The organism is Candidatus Binatia bacterium (assembly GCA_036504975.1).
Taxonomy (GTDB): Bacteria; Desulfobacterota; Binatia; order UBA9968; family UBA9968; genus JAJPJQ01.
Window position 1 is genome coordinate 23,357 of record DASXUF010000011.1, and the last position, 18,465, is coordinate 41,821.

An 18,465-nucleotide genomic window follows, 5' to 3' on the forward strand; every position below is an offset into this window, starting at 1 on the left:
CGACATGCCCGCCTATACCACAGACCCATATGGGGGTGGTATGGGATGGCCCTACGTCACAACTACCGGGTAATGAATTACCTAGCGGGGGGCGCTCATTAGAGTTATATTCAGGAAATCACAAAACAGCCGGAGGTCCGCTATGATTCCATTGCCTCAAGAGATCGAAGAATACGCCGAGCGGCATACGCGCGCGCTATCCGACCTTCACGCAAAGGTGTGGAAAGAGACGTATGAAAAGCAGAAGTCGCCGAAGATGATGGTGGGGCCGCTCGAGGGTGCGTTTCTCCGCCTGCTCGTTCGGCTTACCGCCGCCAAACGGGTTCTGGAAATCGGCATGTTCACGGGCTACAGCGCGCTGGCGATGGCGGAGGCGCTCCCGGACGACGGCCGGCTGATTACCTGCGACGTCAATCCCGAGACCACGGAAATCGCGCGCCGCTATTTCGCTTCGAGTCCGCATGGCCGCAAGATCGAGGTCAAGCTCGGACCGGCGCTGGAGACGCTGAAAACTCTCAGCGGCCCTTTCGATATCTGCTTCATCGACGCCGATAAAACCGGCTACGATGCTTACTGCGACGCCTGCATCGATCTCGTTCGGCGCGGGGGGCTTATTGTCCTGGACAACATGATGCAGAGCGGAAAAGTCTTGAATCCCGCCGACGAGAGAGTGCGCACGATCGCGGCCTTGAACGACCGAATTCAAAAAGACGAGCGCGTCGAAAACGTGTTGCTGCCGATCCGCGACGGCATCATGCTGTGCTATAGGCGCTAATTGAGATGCAGTTTGGATACCGAAGAGGAGGCCGACTTCCGGTTCGCAGGGCTCGACGATGAAGTACGCGCCGCCTTGCCGTCGAATCGGTGGACCGGAAGGGAAGCGGAGCCTGATATCGATTCGATTCGAAGTTATGTCTGTGAGGATCAAAAATCCGACGCGCACATCGATATCATGGCTCGAAAATCGTTAAAAGGACCGGACTCTTACATGATCTCGATTTTCGCGTGGACCTACTAGACGTGCCGTTTCTTTCACCAGATAGCAACCCTATTTTCACGGGCTTCATTAAGAGGACTCGAGTCGGCGATTTCTCCTAGAACGTTTCTGATGCGCGTCTCCGCTCCCCAGTCGCTCCAGTAGACGTCGCGGACGGGCAAGACCCATAGCGGCGACGGGCGCTGTTTTGGAAGGATCTCCAATAACCCTCTGGAAAGATTTACCGGTTGCATTCGCAGGTAAAGCTCTTTCAACAGATCCCTTGTGGACGGTGTGGCGATGGTTCTCTGGATCCGCTCAAAGGAACTGTGAAGAAAGGGAGCGCTTCTCCTCACCTGGTTGAGAAATGTCTTGGTTTTAAAGACTACGACCAGCGTGTTCCACAGCCCGCCCCGTAAGACGAGCTCGCGAGCGACAGCGGGTTGCGGCTTTTCAATGATTCGGCATACCTCGCGAACGCCGAGCGCGATCGGGCCGCGCAGTTCTTCTCCCGGCACGATATAGCCGTATTCCGGCTCCGCCCGGTTTGGCGCTACTCCGAGCAATACGATCTTTGCGGGCTGTTGCTCGACCAGGCGAAACGCCGCGTCGACATGGGTCATGAAGCGATCCTCTTCACGAACGAAATGGTCCGATGGAAACACAGCGACGGTGGAGTCCGGGTAGCGACGGAACAGGTGCGCGAGCGGCAGCAGGAGTCCGATTCCCGTATCTCGATCGATCGGTTGCACGACCACACGAATTTCGGGATAGGCCGCCAACTGGCGCGTGACCTCCGGATATTTTAAATGGTTCGCGCTCACCACCGTGAATAACCGCTCCCAGGGAATCAGCCTCTGAGCCCTGTGGAAGGTAGTCTCGAGCATGGATCGGCTGCCCAAGAATCTTACATATTGCTTCGGCAGAGTGTCTCCGCGCAGTGTCTTGACGAAAGACCGCAACCGCACTCCTTCTCCCGCAGCCAATATGATTGCACAACGATTGAAAGCGCCGTCGGCGCTGGATGTTTTGTGAGCCATGTCCAGCGGAGTTGAGCAATTTCCAGGCCACGGCCGCGCAAGGTCCACTCGTACGGCAATCCGCGCTTATCCAGTGCTCCGCGCTCGCGCGGACTTTCATGTGCGCGGCTATCTGAGACGGCAATGTGTGGCGAGTGAGGCTTTATTGCTTGGCGACCGTCGGTTCTTTCCGGTATTTTTCTCCGGCGGACGATTCCATGACTTCAATCGTCGGTCTCGTCGATAAATCATTCAGGAGGTGGGCGACGACCCGACTGCTCTCGCTCCGTTCAAAGTTAAGTAAAGTTTCGGTTTCTTCCCACAAAGCCGAGACCAGCTCGCCGAGAGTTGTTTCTACTCGGATTGTTTTAGAACTCTTCATCGCTCCTCCTGGAAATGACTGCGACCAGGTTTGGTCCGTCATGATAATCTCTCCGACGGGCAATCCCTGTGCCATGCTTCGACAAAAGCAGTCCAGCTATCGTTGAGGCCGGCGATGCGCCCCCGCTAGGTGTGGCATTCGACACCCGGGTGAGGCGGAAATGCGCGGCAGGTGTGGCATTATTGCAGCGATTTATGCTTTGAAGTAAATGTTGAGCATGCCAAGGACACGAAGATTCGTGCGTTGCCGCCGATTGGAATGGAATTTGTGAAGATGAAGGAAGCCACGTCGAGTCACATTGTGGCGGGGAGGTCGTGCTGCAACACACCGCCAAACTCATCCGAAGCCCGGACGCGAATATCTGATTTCGATGCCTCTTTCAGCCACAAGCAAACCAACCTTTGCCGACGGGTGCAGGCGGATGTTCATTGACAATCGCCCGCCCTTATTGCGCTACGCGATCTCGATCGCGAGCGTCGCCGCCGCGCTATCGTTGGCGGCGCTTTTGCCGTTTCGCGCCGATCCGAGTCATTTCACGCTGTTCTTCGTCGCGGTCATGATCAGCGCGTGGTATGGCGGTCTGGGAGCGGGGTTGGTCGCCACGATCCTTTCCGCCGTTTCGCTCGATTATTTTTTTATCGCCCCGATTCACTCCATAACTCTGGACTGGCGGGCTTTCTTGCGCCTGAGCGTATTCACGGTCGTGGCCGGGGTGACCGCCTACCTGACCACAGCCCGGCGGCGCGCGGAAGAGGCCTTGAGCAAGGCGCACGCCCAGTTGGAAGAACGGGTTCAGGAACGGACCGCGGAGCTGGCTGAAGCCAATCAATCGTTGCGGGCCGAGATCGTCGAGCGCAACCGAGCCGAGAAGGAGCTCTGGCGCGTCCAGCAGGAGATGGGGCGGGTGGAACGGCTTGCCGCGCTGGGACGCATGACCGGAACCATCGCCCACGAGCTGGGCACGCCGCTGAACTCCGTGCTCGGCTATACCCAGCTTCTAGCGCACGAGCCGTTGTCCGAGGACGCGCGGCGCCGCCTCAAGATTATCGAGACACAGGTTCAACGCATGGAAGGGATTATTCAGCACTACCTCTCGCACACGCGCGGCTCGCCGCGTAAGAGCCGGATCGATATCAAGGAGCTGGTGGGAGAAACCCTCCTGTTGCTCGGTCCGATTTTCCAGCAGAATGGAGTGGAGGTGACGACGAACTTGGCCGAACCGCTGCCGATGCTTTGGGGAGACGACGCTTCGCTGCAGCGAGTGCTGATCAATGTACTCGACAACGCGGTTAACGCGAGCAAGGAAGGAGGCCGCTTGAAGATTGCCGCCCGGGCGAGCACGGCTGCAGAAGCTAAACGGCCGGGGACCCATATCGAGATCACGGACAACGGCGCGGGCATAGCGGCGGAGTTGCTGCCGAACATTTTCGACCTTTTCGTAACCACCAAGCCGCTCGGCAAGGGAACCGGATTGGGGCTGGTTGTCTGCCAGGAAATAGTCAAGGCTCACGGCGGCACGATCGATATCGAAAGCGAGCTCGGAGCGGGCACGTCCGTGCGGATCTATCTGCCGGCCGATGAGAGATCGGCGGAATCCGGCGCGAGCCAGGGAGCCGAATGAGCGCGCATATTTTGATCGCGGACGATGACGAAACAGGTTGCCAGCTTTTTGCCGAAGCCTTGGAAGCGGAAGGATTTCAAGTCGAGCGGGCCGCCTCGGGCGACGCTGCGCTCGCGCGCTTGCGTGAAGAAATCCACGATCTTCTCATCATCGACGTGCGGATGCCGGGAACATCGGGGTTGGAAGTGACCCGCATCGTTCATGAAAAATATCCCTCGTTGCCGATCATCGTGATGACCGCGTTCGGCTCCATGGAAACCGCCGTCGAGGCGATTCATGAGGGAGCCTTCGACTTCATCTCGAAGCCCATGAATCTCGCGGAACTGAAAAAGACCGTCTCACGCGCGTTAGCGCAGCGCGCGTTGCGGCGCCGCGCAGAAACGAGCGGGGCGGGAGAAGAAGAGAGCCTGCAGCAATTCGGCAAGATCATCGGTAAGAGTCCGGCCATGCTGGAGGTTTATAAGACCGTGGCGCGCGTCGCCTCGACGAAAAGCACGGTGCTCATTCTCGGCGAAAGCGGCACCGGCAAAGAATTGATCGCTCAGGCGATTCACCAGCACAGCCCGCGGGCCAATCGTCCGTTTGTCGCAGTGGATTGCGGCGCATTGACCGAGACGATTCTCGAAAGCGAGCTCTTCGGCCACGTGCGCGGCGCGTTTACGGGAGCGCTGGCGGACAAAAAGGGGGTTTTTGAGGAAGCTCAAGGCGGCACGTGCTTTCTCGATGAGATCGGCGGCATCAGCTCGGCCTTGCAGGCCAGGCTCATGCGCGTCCTCCAGGAGCACGAGATTCGCCATGTGGGAGGCAAGGACTGGGTCAAGGTGGACGTTCGCGTCATTGCCGCGACCAACCACAACCTGGCTGAAGCGGTGAGCCAAGGAGCATTTCGCCAAGACCTCTATTATCGCCTCGACGTCGTCGCCATCCGTCTCCCGCCGCTCCGCGAGCGAGTCGAAGATATTCCGCTTCTAGCGCGTCACTTTCTACAGCACTATGGCCGGGAAAGCGGGAAGTCCATAGCGGCTATTTCCGACGAGGCGATGAAGCTGCTCTCGGCCTATGGCTGGCCGGGAAATATCCGCGAATTGGAAAACGCCGTCGAGCAGGCCGTCGCGCTCTCGTATCAGTCCGTACTGACAGCGGACGATTTGCCCCCCGCGGTGCGCGATCCTGCGGTGGCAAAGTCGCTTCAAAACGAGCCGAATGAGTTCCTGTTCCCCGATACGCCTACCCTTGAGGAGATCAAGAAGCGTTATGTGCTCCATGTCCTCAGCCGCAATCAGGGTAACGTCTCCCGCACGGCAAAGATTCTGAATATCGATCGGCGCTCGCTGTATCGAATGCTCGCGCGCTACAAGATCGAGCCGTTTTTCGATCATGAGTGAGGCGAACTGCCTCTTTTCCCGCAAACTTGCCACAGCAAAACTATCCGCTCGTTTCCGCTTTGAAAAAAAAGCCTGGAAAATCGTTTGCCATCGGATCCGTCGCTCTCGGCATCGTCTTTGCTCATACGAGTCGTGGAGACGGACAAATCATGCGTGTTCTAGTCGTAGACGATAACGAAATTTTTTGCCGGCTCTTGGCTGAGATCTTACGGGACGAAGGCATGGATGCAACGTGGACGACGGACGTCGTCGCGGCCTACGATGAGATGTCGACCGACCCCGGCTATGATCTTTTTATCCTCGATGTCCGTATGCCATTGATCCTGGGAACCGAATTGGCTGAAGCTTTTAGGACCACGCATCCAAGAGCCAAGATTATTTTAGTTTCGGCCTTTGCCGATGAGTCGTTACTCAAAATCTCCCAAAGCATGGCGTCCCGCTGTTGTCGAAACCATTTAGCGCAAAGCGTTTTCTCGAGCTAGCCCAGAGCACTCTGGGCGGTTCGAAGCAACAACGAAATTAGAACGCGGCCGATGAACACAGCCGAGACTTACGGGCGGCGGGCCAATCAACGTAGTTGCCAACGAAATAATATGACGTGGGAATCAGTTCGTGGTCAATCCGTCTTGTCCAGCGGTCTGATGGTTCGGCCCCACCCAGGCAAAATGGACTTGAGTCTGTCCTCTCGCAGATATATGGGCCGTGCGCTTGAGAGTCTCTTCCCTGGTTGTGGCCTCGATCGTGTAGCTTCCCGCCGGTAATTTGGCGAAAAACAGCGGACCGTCGGAAACCGCTTCGAGCACCGAGTTCCCTTTGTTGTCCTTGACAACGACGTTGACGTCGCCGAGATAATTCCCGTTTTGGAGCGCAAAGCTGAGCTTCAGGTTGTGTTCTTTTCCGATAGCTTCGACCGCCTCGCGCTCCTCCACGCCGATCCCACCGCTCACATAGGGAATCTCGTGGTAGAAATTCACTTGCGGCGGAGAAGCCGACGGCTCCATCGAAAAACCCGGAAACGAAGGCCCCACCGCGAAAAGAAACAAGATAGCGATTGCAATTGTTATTTTAGTCATTGTTTTCTTCCTCCTTTACCTACGGTGCTTTCTAGCCGGCTTTTTATTTTCCTGGATTTCCCGCTTGTGCGCCGCCGAACGCGTGGTGTTGAGGAGGGGGCGTCACCCCCTCCTCTCATACCGTTCGGTTACCAAGTCGTGTCCTCGTAATCGAGTATCTGGGACTGGACTTGATCTTGTCCGAGAGGATTCTCGTCACACGGCCCATAGAAGTCGATCATATCGCCCGTGCCTGGATTTTGTAGGACCGGATGATCCGTGCCTAAGGTCGAGGGACGTATGGCCGGGAACTTCATGTGGCAGTAATTACTGCCCGGCCACAACTCCTCCTTAAAGAGGATGCCGTCCGCGCCGAAAGCAGCGCCACTCACTCCCACGGCACCGATCAACAGCAGGACCGACAAGAATAACTTGACGTTTTTCATCTTATTCACCTCCTTTCTTTTCTTCCTTACCTGCGGTGAAAATCAGCAAGTCACATGCCATCCATATAATGATGGCCGGGAGCCTAAATAAATCCGAACAGGCATAGGAATGAGACCTTTTGTCTCGCCATCTTGCCGCTTGGCCACACTTTAGACGTAGGAGCTATAATAACAGCAATAGGATGGCGTGAGTCGGAGTTTCTAAAGAATGGAGGGACTTTCGACCCTCGTCCAGTCCCGGATGATGTTGTAGCCAACCGCGAGGAGCGTCGGACCGAGAAAAAGGCCGAGGAAGCCGAAAGCGATCACGCCGCCGAGCGCGCCCATAAAGGTAAGGATGAAGGGAAGGTCGGCGCCACGGCTGATGAAATAAGGCTTGATGATATTGTCCACGCTGCCGACAGCGAGCGCGCCCCAAAGAAAGAGAAAAATCGCCCAACCTGTCGAGCCCGAGTAAAACAGCCACAAGCTTGCGGGAACCCAGACCAGCGGCGGCCCGATCGGTACCAGAGACAAGACAAAAGTCGCGAGGCCCAGCAGAAACGCCGCCGGTACGCCCGCGAGCCATAATCCAAAACCGGTGAGGATCGCCTGAACGATTCCGGTTCCCAGAATGCCGTAGATCACGCCTTGCATCGTGTTCGCCGCCACGTCGATCAAGCGCAGCGCCCGGTTTCCCCAAAGCCGGACGGCCACGGTATTGAGCCTTTTCACGCCCTCGCTGCCGTCGCGGTAAAAGAAATAGGAGATAAAGAGGCTGAGCGCCAACTGCGCCGTCCCCTGGCCGACCGTTTTCGCGCCGCTGAACAGCCATTCGCTCGCCGGCAGCAAATATTTGCCGAGCTCGCTGAGCAACTGACTGCTGTTATGCGCCACCCCGGCCCAATATCGATAGATATAGCCACCGATCAAGGGGATGCTCTCGATCCACGCAGGAGGGTCGGGCGGGCCGTCCTGCAATACCGTGCGGACCCAGGCGACCGCCTGTCCGACTTCGTCGGCCAAGCTCGAGCCGACGATCACGATCGGCAGCAGCACGATCAGCGCCAGCAGCAACGTCGTCAGCATTGCTGCGAGCCCCTTGCGGCCGCCCAGCATCCGTTCGATCCATTCGTAGATCGGCCAGGTAGCGAAGGAAAGGATGAGCGCCCACAGGAGCGCGGACAGAAACGGCCGCAGCACCACCAAGCAGCCGAGCAGCAAGAGCAGGAGCAGGGCCGTCGCTGCGATTTTTTCGATGCGGTTGACGCCGCCGTTCATTGAAATGGTAGAACCTCCATTTAAGGAACGAAGCTTCTCTTACAGCATAACCGCAGTGAAAACCAGTGCTATGATCCAGGTGCTGCTGACCTGTTGATCCGGCATGTTGATTGTGCCGCGTCTTTGTACCCTGCCGCATCCAAATATGCCCGCCTCAGGTATTTTCCTCGCGGGATTTAAGATGTTCACCCTATTTTCGATCGGCTCTCCGGCCATTATGATATCGCCCATTGCGGTGAGTTCTGCTTGGCCGCGCCGACCGATTCCGCTGCTTCGCGGAAGACGATATGAACCAGACTTGCAACGATCCAATACGATGTGGGATTGTCCTCGCAGCCGGCGACGGCAAGCGCCTCCAGCCGCTGATCCAACGGCTCCGCGGAGACACCTTACCCAAACAATACGTCAGCTTCATAGGCAGCCGTTCCATGTTGGAGCATACTTTCGACCGGGTGGAAAAGGTGATCTCCCATGAGCGTGTTTTTACGGTGGTGAGCCAGGACCATTTGCTTCATCCCGCTGTCGCGCGGCAACTTTCCAGCCGCTCCAAGGGAACCGTCATCGCCCAACCGGAGAATAAGGACACGGGGCCGGGCGTCTTGTTGCCCCTGATGCACCTCGCCAAGCGTCATCCCGACTGCACGGTCGCGGTTTTTCCGTCGGATCATTTCGTCCTGGAAGAGGACTTGTTCATGAGCCACGTTTCTTTTGCCTTCCAGGTAGTGGAACGGAATCCGTCGCTTTTGGTCCTGTTGGGCGTCGAGCCGGACCAGCCCGAGCCCGAATACGGCTACGTGTTGCCGCACGGCGACGGGAATGGGAAGTCTCCCGGTCTCAGTATCCGGCGAGTGAGCCGGTTCGTCGAAAAGCCGGAGCGCGATGCCGCGCGGGATCTGATCTGCAAAGGCGGGCTATGGAACACGATGGTCATGGTTTTCAAAGTCAATACGCTGCTCGACATCGTACGCGAGGTCGAGCCGAAGCTGTGCGCCTCTTTTGAAGAGGTCTTCAAGGCGATCGGGACACGTAAGGAGAAGAGCAGACTGCGGGCGATCTATCAGCGTTTGGCGCCGACAAATTTTTCCCGAGGGGTTCTGGAGATGCTGCCGCTCTCCCGTCCCTCGTGTCTGTCCGTTCTTGCGGTTCGGGACGTGCTATGGAGCGACTGGGGTTTGCCGCGCTCCATCGAGGCCGTATTGATAAAAACCGGCCATCTGGCGCCCCGCTATGAGATCAACGGATATTCCGAGAGCCCGCTGCACCGGCTCTTCAGCGATGGTCTCGAGCAAGCGGCCGGAGCCGAAAAAGCTCCGATCCGACGAGAAAAGCTCCTTCGAGCGACCCACCGCCCCGCCCTTAGCCCGTAAATTCGATAGCTCAAAATTCTCCCCGGACGGGCGCCCTTCACGGCAAGCCCGCGAGCGCGGCGGTTTACCGACGGCTACCGGCTCATCAACAGATCGACCGACAGCGTGCCGCCGCCGCCGACGAGCAGCGCGAGCGCCATAAGAAAGAGCGCCAGGCAAAACTCGATGCCGTTGCCTTCTCCGCCGCGGTGCGCGAGAAAAAATCCGTTCTTCCAGTGAGCCTTCCAGATCGCGACGGCCATAAAAATCGCCAGGCCCAGCGCGAACGGCCGCGTGAGAAAACCGAACAGCATGGCAAAGCTGCCGAAGAATTCGGTGAAGATGCCGATGGCACCGATTGGCCGCGGTATCGAGTACCGTTCGCGCCAGGAGTTGATCGTGTCCCTCGGCCCCTTGCCGCCGAACCAGCCGAGCAGTTGCTGCGCTCCGTGAGCGAAAAAGACGGCGGCAAGACTCAGGCGTAAAAAAACAAAAGCAAAAATCGGATCGGTCTGCACGATCGAATTCATGAATCGCCTCCTCATCCCGCGAGCTGTGCGCGGATATTAGCCGGCATTTTTCTTTGCTGTCAAGGAGAACGGTTACGGCCTTGCGCTGACGGGATGTCTGCCCGTAACGATCAAAAGCCCGCCCGCGGCCAGGGCGCAGACCGCCGCCGACACGCCGAGCGTCCAGGCGATTCCGATCACCGACGCAGCGCTGCCGATCAACAATCCTCCCAACGACCACAGGCCCCGGTCCATAAAGAAGAGGCTCAACACCCGCCCGAGCAGACGCGGCGGCGTCTCCGACTGAATCGCGGTATTGGCCGAGGCGCGAAAGGCGATGAAGCAAAATCCCACGAGAGCCAGCAGAACCAGGGAGAAGACGAACGAATGGGAGAAAGCGAACAAGCCGAGAAACGCGCCGAACCCCAGGGCGCATGAGCCGATCCAGAGGATTCCCGGCCGGCGGTCCGCCAGCGAAGCGAGGCCCAGGGCCGAGACGGTCGCGCCGATTCCCGGCGCGGCCATCAGAAGCCCGAAACCGGCTGGGCCGACGTGGAGGATATTCGTAGCGAAGACGGGGATGAAGCGCGTGTAGGGCGCGCCGACCAGCGCGACGACGTAGGAAAGCATGACGATGGAAAAAAGACGCCGGTCGCCTCTCAAATAACGATAGCCCTCCTGGATCTCGCTCCAGATGCCTCCTTGGCGCGTCGGCGCTTCCCACGGCGGCAGTTCCATCATGACCAAGGTCGCGATCAGGGCCACAAAACTTACGGCGTTGATGAAGAAGCAGGTTGCGATTCCGACGAGCGCGATGAGAATCCCTCCCAGCGAGGGGCCCAAAATTTTCGAGAAGTTGAACACCGAGGATTGGAGCGCGATGGCGTTGAACAACTCTTCCCTGGGCACCAGGCTGTTGACGAGCGACTGGCGCGCCAGTTGATTCAGCGTGTTCACGGCGCCCAGGAAAAATGCCAGGACGACGATGTGCCACAGCGCGATGAATTGGAAATAAACCGCGAGCCAATAGAGGAAGGCTTGCGTCATCCCCAGCGTTTGCGTGATCATCAGCAGGCGCCTGCGGTCGAAGCGGTCGGCGATCGCGCCGCCGAGGGCGCCAAAAAAAAGCCGCGGGACCGTGTCGAAGAAGCTCACGACGCCGAGCAGAAAGGGCGAGCGGGTCATTTGCCACACGAGCCAGCTCTGGGCGATATTCTGCATGAAGTCGCCCGCGCTCGAAAGCAGCGCGCCGAGGAGCAGGAGGCGGAAATTCCGATGGCGGAGAGAGCGAAGCGTGCCGGATGTCCAGGATGATCTCACGAGTTGCTTTCGTTGGGTATTAAGAATGTAATGGGAAAGAGCGTTACAATGCAACGGACGTTTTCTCTTTTAGCCGGAGGGAGGGCAAGATGATCGGTTGGCGGGCGAAAATCGGCCACGTCGCGCCGTCGCGCGGCGACACTTTCGTCTACGAGTTTTATCGGATTCTCGGAGAGGGGTTTCTGCTCCTCAACACGACGGGAACGATTCGCAAGCTCGTCGACGAACATCTCGAAAGACAGCTCGCGAGGCTCGAAGAGGCCACGGTCGATCTCGCCGAGAACGGCGCCGAGTTCATTATCCTTGGCGGCTCGCCGATCTTCACTCGCCTGGGGCACGGCAGCGACCGCGAGGTCGCGGCGCGTCTGCAGGCGAAAGCCGGCGTCCTCGTGGCCGCGGGTTTGACCTGCGAGGTCGAGGCGCTTAAGCACATGGGTGTCCAAAAAGTCGTTGTGGCCACCCCGTATCCGGACCCGCTCACGAAGCGCGTGGCGGATTTTCTGACGGCGTCAGGCTTCGAAGTCTTGCGCGCGGAAGGCCTCGGCGTCGAGCGCAATTCGGACCTCAGCAATTTACCCGAGGAGGCGGCTTACAAGATCGCCAAGAGAGTTTATTTCTCCGCGCCCGAGGCGGACGGGATTTTTCTACCCTGCAACCGCTGGCCGACCGCCGCCATCGTCTCTCTACTGGAGCAGGAAACGGGCAAGCCGGCGCTCACGAGCGGCATGTGCAACATCTGGTACGCGCTCCACAGCCTGCGCGTCAAAGAAAAAATCTCGGGGTACGGCAAGCTACTCTCCACGCTGGCCTGAACAGGCCGGTGAACCACAGACCACGCGGGAGTCTCTCTCCGGGTCGATGCGATACGTCCTGTGCTACGCGGCACGAGAGTTCTGAGAGAAAGTTGGATGTACGCCTGAAGCTCCTCGTCCCTACGCATCGGCCCTTCGAGAACCTCCCACGCGGTCTGGCGTCTAGCTGGGACCTTTACTTCTAAGAGAATTTAATTTTATCGAATTCGGTGATTTTGAATTTGTCGGCGGCGCCGCCGGGCAGGATCGTGAACTGGTGCAAGGTGAACTCGTGCTCGTAGTTGCCGCGCGCGATCAAGCCATCGACGGGGATCACCACCTCGTAACCGAACGGCCGCGCGGCGGCGGTCGCGGTGTAGAGCACCGCCTGGTTGCTCGCAGCGCCGCAGACGATCACGGTCTTGATGCCGCGCTGCTTGAGCATCGGCTGCAGCTCGCCGCTGTAAAATTTGTCGAAGGCGGGCGGAAAGAGCACCGGCTCGTCGCTTTGCTGCTTGAAGGCGAGCGGCATTCTCTCTTCCACCGTGCCGATGTAGCGATCGGCAGCCGTATAGACGATGAAGATGCGCGCCGCCCGCGCACGCGTCAGGAATTTCGCCACGGGCTCGACGAGCTTGTGGCAACGCTCCGCCGGGTTTTCACAGCGGGCGTTGAGATCCAAAACCAAGAGCGCCGTTGTTTTCGCATCGACGGCGACTTCTGTGGGTGTGGGTTTGTTGGGCATGAAACTTTTTCCTTTCACGCGGCTTATAGCTTCTGTCAGTAACCAATGTCAACCTGACGTCAAGTACTGATCCGCTTTAAAGAGAGATCCTTCACTTCGTTAATCAGGATGACATTCTTCCACATGTCATTCTGAGCGGAGCGAAGAATCTGCATTGGTGTTTGCAGTGGCTTTCAAGTCATAACATGTCAATGCCTTCCTGTTTACTTTATTACAGGTAAGAGGGTAAATGTTTACAGGATGTCAGTCCCTTTTCTATACAAGCTCAACAAGACGATCAGCGGCGTGGCGAGCGGCATCATCAATTTGATGACTCCGAGGTCGCCCGATGTCGAGGTCGATCTCAGCCGCGAGACGTTCCGAAAAATCTTGCTGGTGCGTGGAAACTTCCGCATGGGCGATTCCCTTCTAGCATCGCCGGCGATCTTGTTGTTCCGGAAAAATTTTCCCGACGCCAGGATCGATTTCGTCGGATCGCCCATGTCGCGGACGCTTTTTGAGAACCTGCCGATCGACCGCCACTATGAGATCACCCGTCGCTTTCCCGACGCTTCGTGGAGCTACTTCAGTCTCCTCAAGCGAATCCGTTCGGAGCGCTACGACCTCGCGGTGGACGTGAGCGGCTCGCAATCGTCAATGGGCGCGTTCGTCGTCGGCTTTTCTGGGGCGCGTCTCCGCGCCGGACTGCGCGGCAAGAGGGACCGTTGGCTGAATCTTCGGGTGGCCAAGCCGGCGGAGAGAAATAAATATCGGGCCTTGCCGGCCTTTGTCGCCGCGCTGGGTTTGACGTCGGAAGAAATCTTCCCATTGATGACGTTCACGCCTGCGGAACAAGCGGAAGGCAAAAGGCGGATGGAGACGGCGCTCGGACAAGGCGCCGGCCCGATCGTCGCCGTCTTTGTCGGCGGCAGGGTGAGCCGGCGCAAAAGATTGCCCTCCGAGTTTTTCATCGAATTGGCTACGGCCCTCAGGCGATCGGTTGCGAAGGTTGCCGTGTTCGTCGGGCCGGAGGAGAAGAGCCTGATTGATTTTTTTAGGCGGAGCCTGGGGCCGGACATTCCGGTGCTCTTCGAGCCTTCGGTCCGAATGTTCGCCGCGATGGTCGCCGGCTGCGATTTGTTCGTCACGGCCGACAGCGGGCCGATGCATTTGGCTTGCGCCGCCGGAACGCGCACGGTCGCCATTTTCCAAAAAGCCGATCACCGCCACTGGGGTCCGCCCGAGAGTCTCGCGCGGATCATTTACCGGCGCAGCGGCGCGACGGTGGAAGAGATCTTGAGCGCTTGTCGCCAGGAATTGTCAAACAGAGGCGTTGCTGTTTGCGCTGAACGGGCGCAACCGGACGCCAAAAGGCTCGCCTGATGGTTCTCCGCTGCCTTGACCCTGGCCGATGATTTGTTTATTTTCTTCTTCGGGTCGGGCACGGCCCTTTTTATTTGACCGTCCGTCGCAAACTTCCTTCGCGCTTCGACCCTTGGGCTTGGCTTAGGACAGGCAAGCTCAGCGCGAACGGTGCCGTACGTAAATGACGGTCACCCTGAGCCTGTCGAAGGGTGCGAAAACGTTCCAAGGAGGCCCGTTCATGAACGCGGAACAATGGCGAGAAAAACTGGGAGGACTGGTGCGGGATCTTTTTCTCTCGCCGGAGATGAAGCAGTTTTATTCGACGAAGGTGACGAAGGAGCGCGCGCAAATTTATCTTTCACAGCTCGGGATTTACGTGCGCCAGAGGCGGAACTATTGGCCGCAGGTCGCCGCCAACTGTCCGGAGCTGGACGTGAAGCAGAGAATTTTGGCGCATGAATACGAAGAGCTGGTGGAGGACGAACACTCGGCCGTGGGCCACGTGGACCTGGTCGTGCGCCAGGCGCGCGAGGTCGGGATGAGCGAGCAGCAGCTCTACGGCGCCGAAGCGCTGCCGACGACCAAGGCGGCGATCTACGGCTGGTGGTGGATCGCGCGGCACCGCCCGTGGCAGGAGGCGATCGCGGCCTCGACGATCGCCGAATGGACGAACGACGACCGCTTGCTCGGCGACCTCGGCGGCGGCAACTGCACGCGCCTCGCCGGGATCTGGGCGCGCGACCTCGGCTTTCGCCCCCAGCAGATGCCGAACTTCACCGCGCACAGCATTGCCGACGTCAAGCACTCGGATATGTTTCTCGACGTGCTCGAAAAGCACGTCGCTCCGGGAGCCGAGGAAGGCGTCCTCGCCACGGCGAAGGAATCGATGGACATCCATCGCGCCTACTTCGGCGGCATGGCGATGGCGATGAATCAACTGTCTTGAAAAGAAAGGCAAGGGAAGAATGATGAGAAAATTTTTGCTCGCAGCTTTTATCGTTACCATTTTGGGGGTGAACATGGCCGACGCGCAGGAAAAGAAGGGACCGCTTTACGCGACGATGAAGACCAGCATGGGGGATATCGTGCTGGTTCTGTTCGAAGATAAGGCGCCGAAGACCGTCGCGAACTTCGTCGGCCTCGCGACGGGGACGAAGGAATGGACCGATCCGAAAACCGGACAGCCGGTCAAGCGGCCATTTTACAACGGCACGACATTCCATCGCGTGATTCCCGGCTTCATGATCCAGGGCGGCGATCCGTTGGGCAACGGTAGAGGCGGTCCCGGGTACCGGTTCGAAGACGAGTTTCATCCCGAATTGAAACATTCCAAGCCCGGAATTCTTTCCATGGCGAATGCCGGGCCGAACACCAACGGCAGCCAGTTCTTTATTACGGTGGTTCCGACTCCACCGCTCGACGGCAAGCACGCCGTCTTCGGCGAAGTCGTCAAAGGTCAGGAGGTCGTGAGCGCCATCGTCACCACACCGCGGGGCGCGAACGACAAGCCGGTCAAAGACGTCGTGCTGAAGGAAGTCGTCATCTCGCGCGGCAGCTATTGAATTCCAGCCGTTTGAAAGTGAGCAGGAATGTTCTAGAGTAAATCTATCGCAGGAGTACCTTTAGGCATGGGACTCACGCACGTTTCCGCAACCGTTATAAACCCGGGCAATCCACGAAGGAAAAAGAAGCTCAGCTTGCTCGTGGACTCGGGAACTGTTTACTCGGTGGTGCCTAAAAACGTGCTGCGCGGGCTTGGCGTCAAGCCTCATTCAAAAAAGACTTTTATTTTGGCCGATGGTTCGGAAATCACCCGAGATGTGGGCGATGCGGTATTCAAGTTAAACGGCGAGCAAGGCGCCTCACCGGTCATCTTCGGCGAAAAAGGAGATAGCACGCTTCTGGGAACCGTCTCGCTGGAGGCGTTAGGACTGCTTCTAGATCCCATTCGACGCGAACTTCGTCCTCTCCCGATGGTGCTCGGCGCGCATAAGCCACGACGCGCCCGATAATTGCCGCCGCTCATTAGTCATAAACCGTACGCTGGTCAATCCTTCATAAACCCTAGCTTGGCTATTGTCCCTCCCCCTTCCGGGGCGATATGCTTATCCATGCAGGACAGGTTCTTCATCGCGGCGCAGCTCCGGCAGATCGCCGGACTCCTTCAGATCAAGGGCGAGAATCCTTTCAAGGCGCGCGCTTACGAACGGGCCGCCGATGCGCTGGAACGACTCGACGGCGATCTCGACGCGCTCGTGACCAGCCGGCGGTTGACCGATATCAAAGGCGTCGGCGCCGGTCTCGCCGCCGCGATCGATGAGCTTTACCGCACGGGCAAAAGCGCCATGCTCGAACGGCTTCGGGAGGAGCTGCCGCCCGGCGTCGTCGAGATCAGCTCCGTCCCCGGCCTCAACTTAAAAAAAATTGTCGCGCTTCATGCCGCGCTCGGCAGCGAAAATCTTTCCGATCTCAAGGCGGCCGGCGAAAAAGGGCTGATCCGAACCGTCAAGGGCTTAGGCGAAAAAGCCGAAGCCAAGATCCTCGCCGCGATCGGGAGGCTCGAGACACGTGAAGACCGAGTTTCGCTGGATCGCGCGCTCAAAGAAGGCGAGCGGCTGGTGCGCCATCTGCGCGCCGCTCCGGAAATCGCCGAGGCGGATATCGCCGGCGTGCTCAGGCGCAGGAAAGAGACCGTCCGCCGGATCGTCTTCGTCGCAGCCAGTCGATCTTCCAAAAAAGCGCTGGATCGGTTTCTTAACTTCCCGGCCGTCGCTCAGTCTCTCGAACGCGCTGCCGATCGCTGCTCTGCGCGACTGGCCGGCGGGCTCCATGTCGAGCTCAACGTCGTCGCGCCCGAAGACTACGCCGGGGCGCTGCATTACTTCACGGGATCGAAGAAGCATTACGCCCGGCTCGAAGAGCTTGCGCGTCGGAAGAAAATCACGCTCGGTCCGCGCGCGCCGCGCGCGGCTGCGGGGAAAAAGATCGCGGCGCAAGACGAGAAGCAAATCTACCGGCGGCTCGGCATGCGGTACGTTCCGCCCGAGCTGCGCGAGGACGAGGGAGAGATCGAAGCGGCTTTGGCCGGAGAACTTCCGGATCTTGTCACGATCGACGACATTCAGGGCATGACGCACTGCCACACGGTTTATTCCGACGGCAAGAGCACGGTCGAGGAGATGGCGCGGGCGGCCGAAGTCATGGGCATGAAGTATCTCACCATCACGGACCATTCGCCTAATGCCTTTTACGCGCGCGGCGTCAAGATCGACCGGCTCATGGCGCAATGGGAGGAGATCGACAAGGTCCAGGAGAAGGTGAAGATCAAGCTGCTCAAGGGAACCGAATCCGACATTCTCGACGACGGCGCGCTCGACTATCCCGATCGTATTCTGGAGCGGTTCGATATCGTGATCGCCAGCATTCACCACCGCGCCAAGATGGACGCCGGGCAGATGACGCGGCGGATCGTGCGAGCGATGAGGCAGCCGATCTTCAAAATCTGGGGCCATCCACTCGGCCGGCTGATCCAGTCGCGGCCGCCGCTCGAATGCGACATGGAGAAAGCGCTCGACGCCGTCGCCGAGTCCGGCGCGGCGATCGAGGTGAACGGCGACCCGCGCCGCCTCGACCTGGAGCCGCGCTGGATTCGCGCGGCGCGCCGCCGCGGCATCAAGTTCATCGTCTCCACCGACGCTCACTCAACCCTGGCGTTGCAAAATTTGCGCTACGGCGTATTCATGGCGCGGCGCGGCTGGCTCACCCGCGGCGAGGTTTTGAACACGCTCGACACGCGCGCGTTCAGGGAGGCGGTCCGTCCATGAACCGCATATTTCTTCTTTCGCCGGCGAGCTGCGGCGGCAAGCGGGCGCGTTGGATCCTCAAGAAAGACGCGCAATCCGAGATCGCCAAGCGGCTCCGGAGCGACGAAGGGGTCCCCTTAGGCGAGGTGTTTTGTTTCTTGAGCGTGCTCTACTTTCGCGGCAAGCTCGCCTACGCGCGCGCCTTCGCGCGCCCGCCCCTCGATGGGCAGAACGGCCATGGCGTCCTGATCATCACGCCGACGCGAGGTCTCGTCGCCGACGATGCGGCGATTCGCCTGTCGGCGCTCCGCGGCTTCGCGCGCGTGCCGATCAACAAGAAGCATCGACTTTATCGGCGTTCGCTCGTTCGCGGCGTCAAAGCGCTCGCCGCCGGGGTCGGTCCGAAATGCGAGGTCGTCTTTCTCGGCAGCATCGCGAGCGGCAAGTACCTCGACATCCTGACCGA

General features: G+C 58.9%; 20 protein-coding genes. 12 read left to right on the top strand and 8 right to left on the bottom strand.

Annotated elements, in window-relative coordinates:
- The first annotated feature begins 142 nt into the window (after positions 1 to 142).
- On the top strand, positions 143 to 775 hold the full coding sequence (locus VGL70_01530; protein ID HEY3302195.1) for a class I SAM-dependent methyltransferase: 633 nt from the start codon (positions 143 to 145) through the stop codon (positions 773 to 775).
- Between the two features lie 257 nt (positions 776 to 1,032).
- On the opposite strand, the gene VGL70_01535 is transcribed toward VGL70_01530, so the two are convergent.
- Together VGL70_01535 and VGL70_01540 are read right to left on the bottom strand one after the other, a co-directional pair.
- The gene (locus VGL70_01535; protein HEY3302196.1) at positions 1,033 to 2,016 is read right to left on the bottom strand and encodes a sugar phosphate nucleotidyltransferase; all 984 of its coding nucleotides are present in this window, start codon (positions 2,014 to 2,016) and stop codon (positions 1,033 to 1,035) included.
- A 142-nt stretch (positions 2,017 to 2,158) separates the two neighbouring features.
- Entirely contained in the window at positions 2,159 to 2,377 is a 219-nt protein-coding gene (locus VGL70_01540; protein ID HEY3302197.1) for a hypothetical protein, read from the bottom strand.
- A 421-nt stretch (positions 2,378 to 2,798) separates the two neighbouring features.
- Here VGL70_01540 and VGL70_01545 point away from each other — a divergent pair, with 421 nt between their 5' ends.
- From VGL70_01545 to VGL70_01555, 3 genes are all read left to right on the top strand, one after another.
- On the top strand, positions 2,799 to 3,998 hold the full coding sequence (locus tag VGL70_01545; GenBank protein HEY3302198.1) for an ATP-binding protein: 1,200 nt from the start codon (positions 2,799 to 2,801) through the stop codon (positions 3,996 to 3,998).
- Positions 3,995 to 5,383, top strand: coding sequence for a sigma-54 dependent transcriptional regulator (locus VGL70_01550; protein ID HEY3302199.1), 1,389 nt, complete (start codon positions 3,995 to 3,997; stop codon positions 5,381 to 5,383). The genes VGL70_01545 and VGL70_01550 overlap by 4 nt, the downstream gene beginning before the upstream one ends.
- A gap of 149 nt (positions 5,384 to 5,532) precedes the next feature.
- Positions 5,533 to 5,865 carry a response regulator gene (locus tag VGL70_01555; GenBank protein ID HEY3302200.1) on the top strand — a complete coding sequence of 111 codons (333 nt, stop codon included), beginning with the start codon at positions 5,533 to 5,535 and terminating at the stop codon, positions 5,863 to 5,865.
- A gap of 123 nt (positions 5,866 to 5,988) precedes the next feature.
- Here the strand turns inward: VGL70_01555 and VGL70_01560 are convergent, their stop codons facing one another.
- The 3 genes from VGL70_01560 to VGL70_01570 all read right to left on the bottom strand — a co-directional run bounded on the left by VGL70_01560 (position 5,989) and on the right by VGL70_01570 (position 8,141).
- Entirely contained in the window at positions 5,989 to 6,456 is a 468-nt protein-coding gene (locus tag VGL70_01560; GenBank protein ID HEY3302201.1) for a hypothetical protein, read from the bottom strand.
- Positions 6,457 to 6,584: 128 nt separating this feature from the next.
- On the bottom strand, positions 6,585 to 6,881 hold the full coding sequence (locus tag VGL70_01565; GenBank protein ID HEY3302202.1) for a hypothetical protein: 297 nt from the start codon (positions 6,879 to 6,881) through the stop codon (positions 6,585 to 6,587).
- 201 nt (positions 6,882 to 7,082) lie between these two features.
- Positions 7,083 to 8,141 (bottom strand): AI-2E family transporter, encoded by a 1,059-nt coding sequence (locus VGL70_01570; GenBank protein HEY3302203.1) that lies wholly within the window; start codon positions 8,139 to 8,141, stop codon positions 7,083 to 7,085.
- Positions 8,142 to 8,428: 287 nt separating this feature from the next.
- On the opposite strand from VGL70_01570, the gene VGL70_01575 reads away from it, so the two are divergent.
- Complete coding sequence (locus VGL70_01575; protein HEY3302204.1) at positions 8,429 to 9,508, top strand: sugar phosphate nucleotidyltransferase; 1,080 nt, start codon at positions 8,429 to 8,431, stop codon at positions 9,506 to 9,508.
- Positions 9,509 to 9,582: 74 nt separating this feature from the next.
- Here VGL70_01575 and VGL70_01580 read toward each other — a convergent pair whose 3' ends face one another.
- Both VGL70_01580 and VGL70_01585 read right to left on the bottom strand, forming a co-directional pair.
- Positions 9,583 to 10,017, bottom strand: a complete 435-nt coding sequence (locus VGL70_01580; protein HEY3302205.1) for a DoxX family protein — start codon at positions 10,015 to 10,017, stop codon at positions 9,583 to 9,585.
- Between the two features lie 72 nt (positions 10,018 to 10,089).
- Entirely contained in the window at positions 10,090 to 11,316 is a 1,227-nt protein-coding gene (locus tag VGL70_01585; protein HEY3302206.1) for an MFS transporter, read from the bottom strand.
- An 89-nt stretch (positions 11,317 to 11,405) separates the two neighbouring features.
- Between VGL70_01585 and VGL70_01590 the strand changes: the two genes are divergently transcribed.
- Entirely contained in the window at positions 11,406 to 12,128 is a 723-nt protein-coding gene (locus tag VGL70_01590; GenBank protein ID HEY3302207.1) for a hypothetical protein, read from the top strand.
- A 181-nt stretch (positions 12,129 to 12,309) separates the two neighbouring features.
- On the opposite strand, the gene VGL70_01595 is transcribed toward VGL70_01590, so the two are convergent.
- Positions 12,310 to 12,852: an isochorismatase family protein gene (locus VGL70_01595; protein ID HEY3302208.1), complete on the bottom strand. Its 543-nt coding sequence runs from the start codon at positions 12,850 to 12,852 to the stop codon at positions 12,310 to 12,312.
- 240 nt (positions 12,853 to 13,092) lie between these two features.
- On the opposite strand from VGL70_01595, the gene VGL70_01600 reads away from it, so the two are divergent.
- From VGL70_01600 to VGL70_01625, 6 genes are all read left to right on the top strand, one after another.
- Positions 13,093 to 14,214 (top strand): glycosyltransferase family 9 protein, encoded by a 1,122-nt coding sequence (locus tag VGL70_01600; GenBank protein ID HEY3302209.1) that lies wholly within the window; start codon positions 13,093 to 13,095, stop codon positions 14,212 to 14,214.
- Between the two features lie 220 nt (positions 14,215 to 14,434).
- Positions 14,435 to 15,142, top strand: coding sequence for an iron-containing redox enzyme family protein (locus tag VGL70_01605; GenBank protein HEY3302210.1), 708 nt, complete (start codon positions 14,435 to 14,437; stop codon positions 15,140 to 15,142).
- Positions 15,143 to 15,215: 73 nt separating this feature from the next.
- On the top strand, positions 15,216 to 15,758 hold the full coding sequence (locus VGL70_01610; GenBank protein HEY3302211.1) for a peptidylprolyl isomerase: 543 nt from the start codon (positions 15,216 to 15,218) through the stop codon (positions 15,756 to 15,758).
- Between the two features lie 66 nt (positions 15,759 to 15,824).
- Entirely contained in the window at positions 15,825 to 16,208 is a 384-nt protein-coding gene (locus tag VGL70_01615) for an aspartyl protease (GenBank protein ID HEY3302212.1), read from the top strand.
- Positions 16,209 to 16,307: 99 nt separating this feature from the next.
- A complete protein-coding gene (gene polX / locus VGL70_01620) occupies positions 16,308 to 18,020 on the top strand; it encodes a DNA polymerase/3'-5' exonuclease PolX (GenBank protein HEY3302213.1) in 1,713 nt (570 codons plus the stop codon).
- Positions 18,017 to 18,465, top strand: a 449-nt coding sequence (locus VGL70_01625) for a hypothetical protein (GenBank protein HEY3302214.1), incomplete at its 3' end; no start/stop codon positions are given. The genes polX and VGL70_01625, both read left to right, overlap by 4 nt.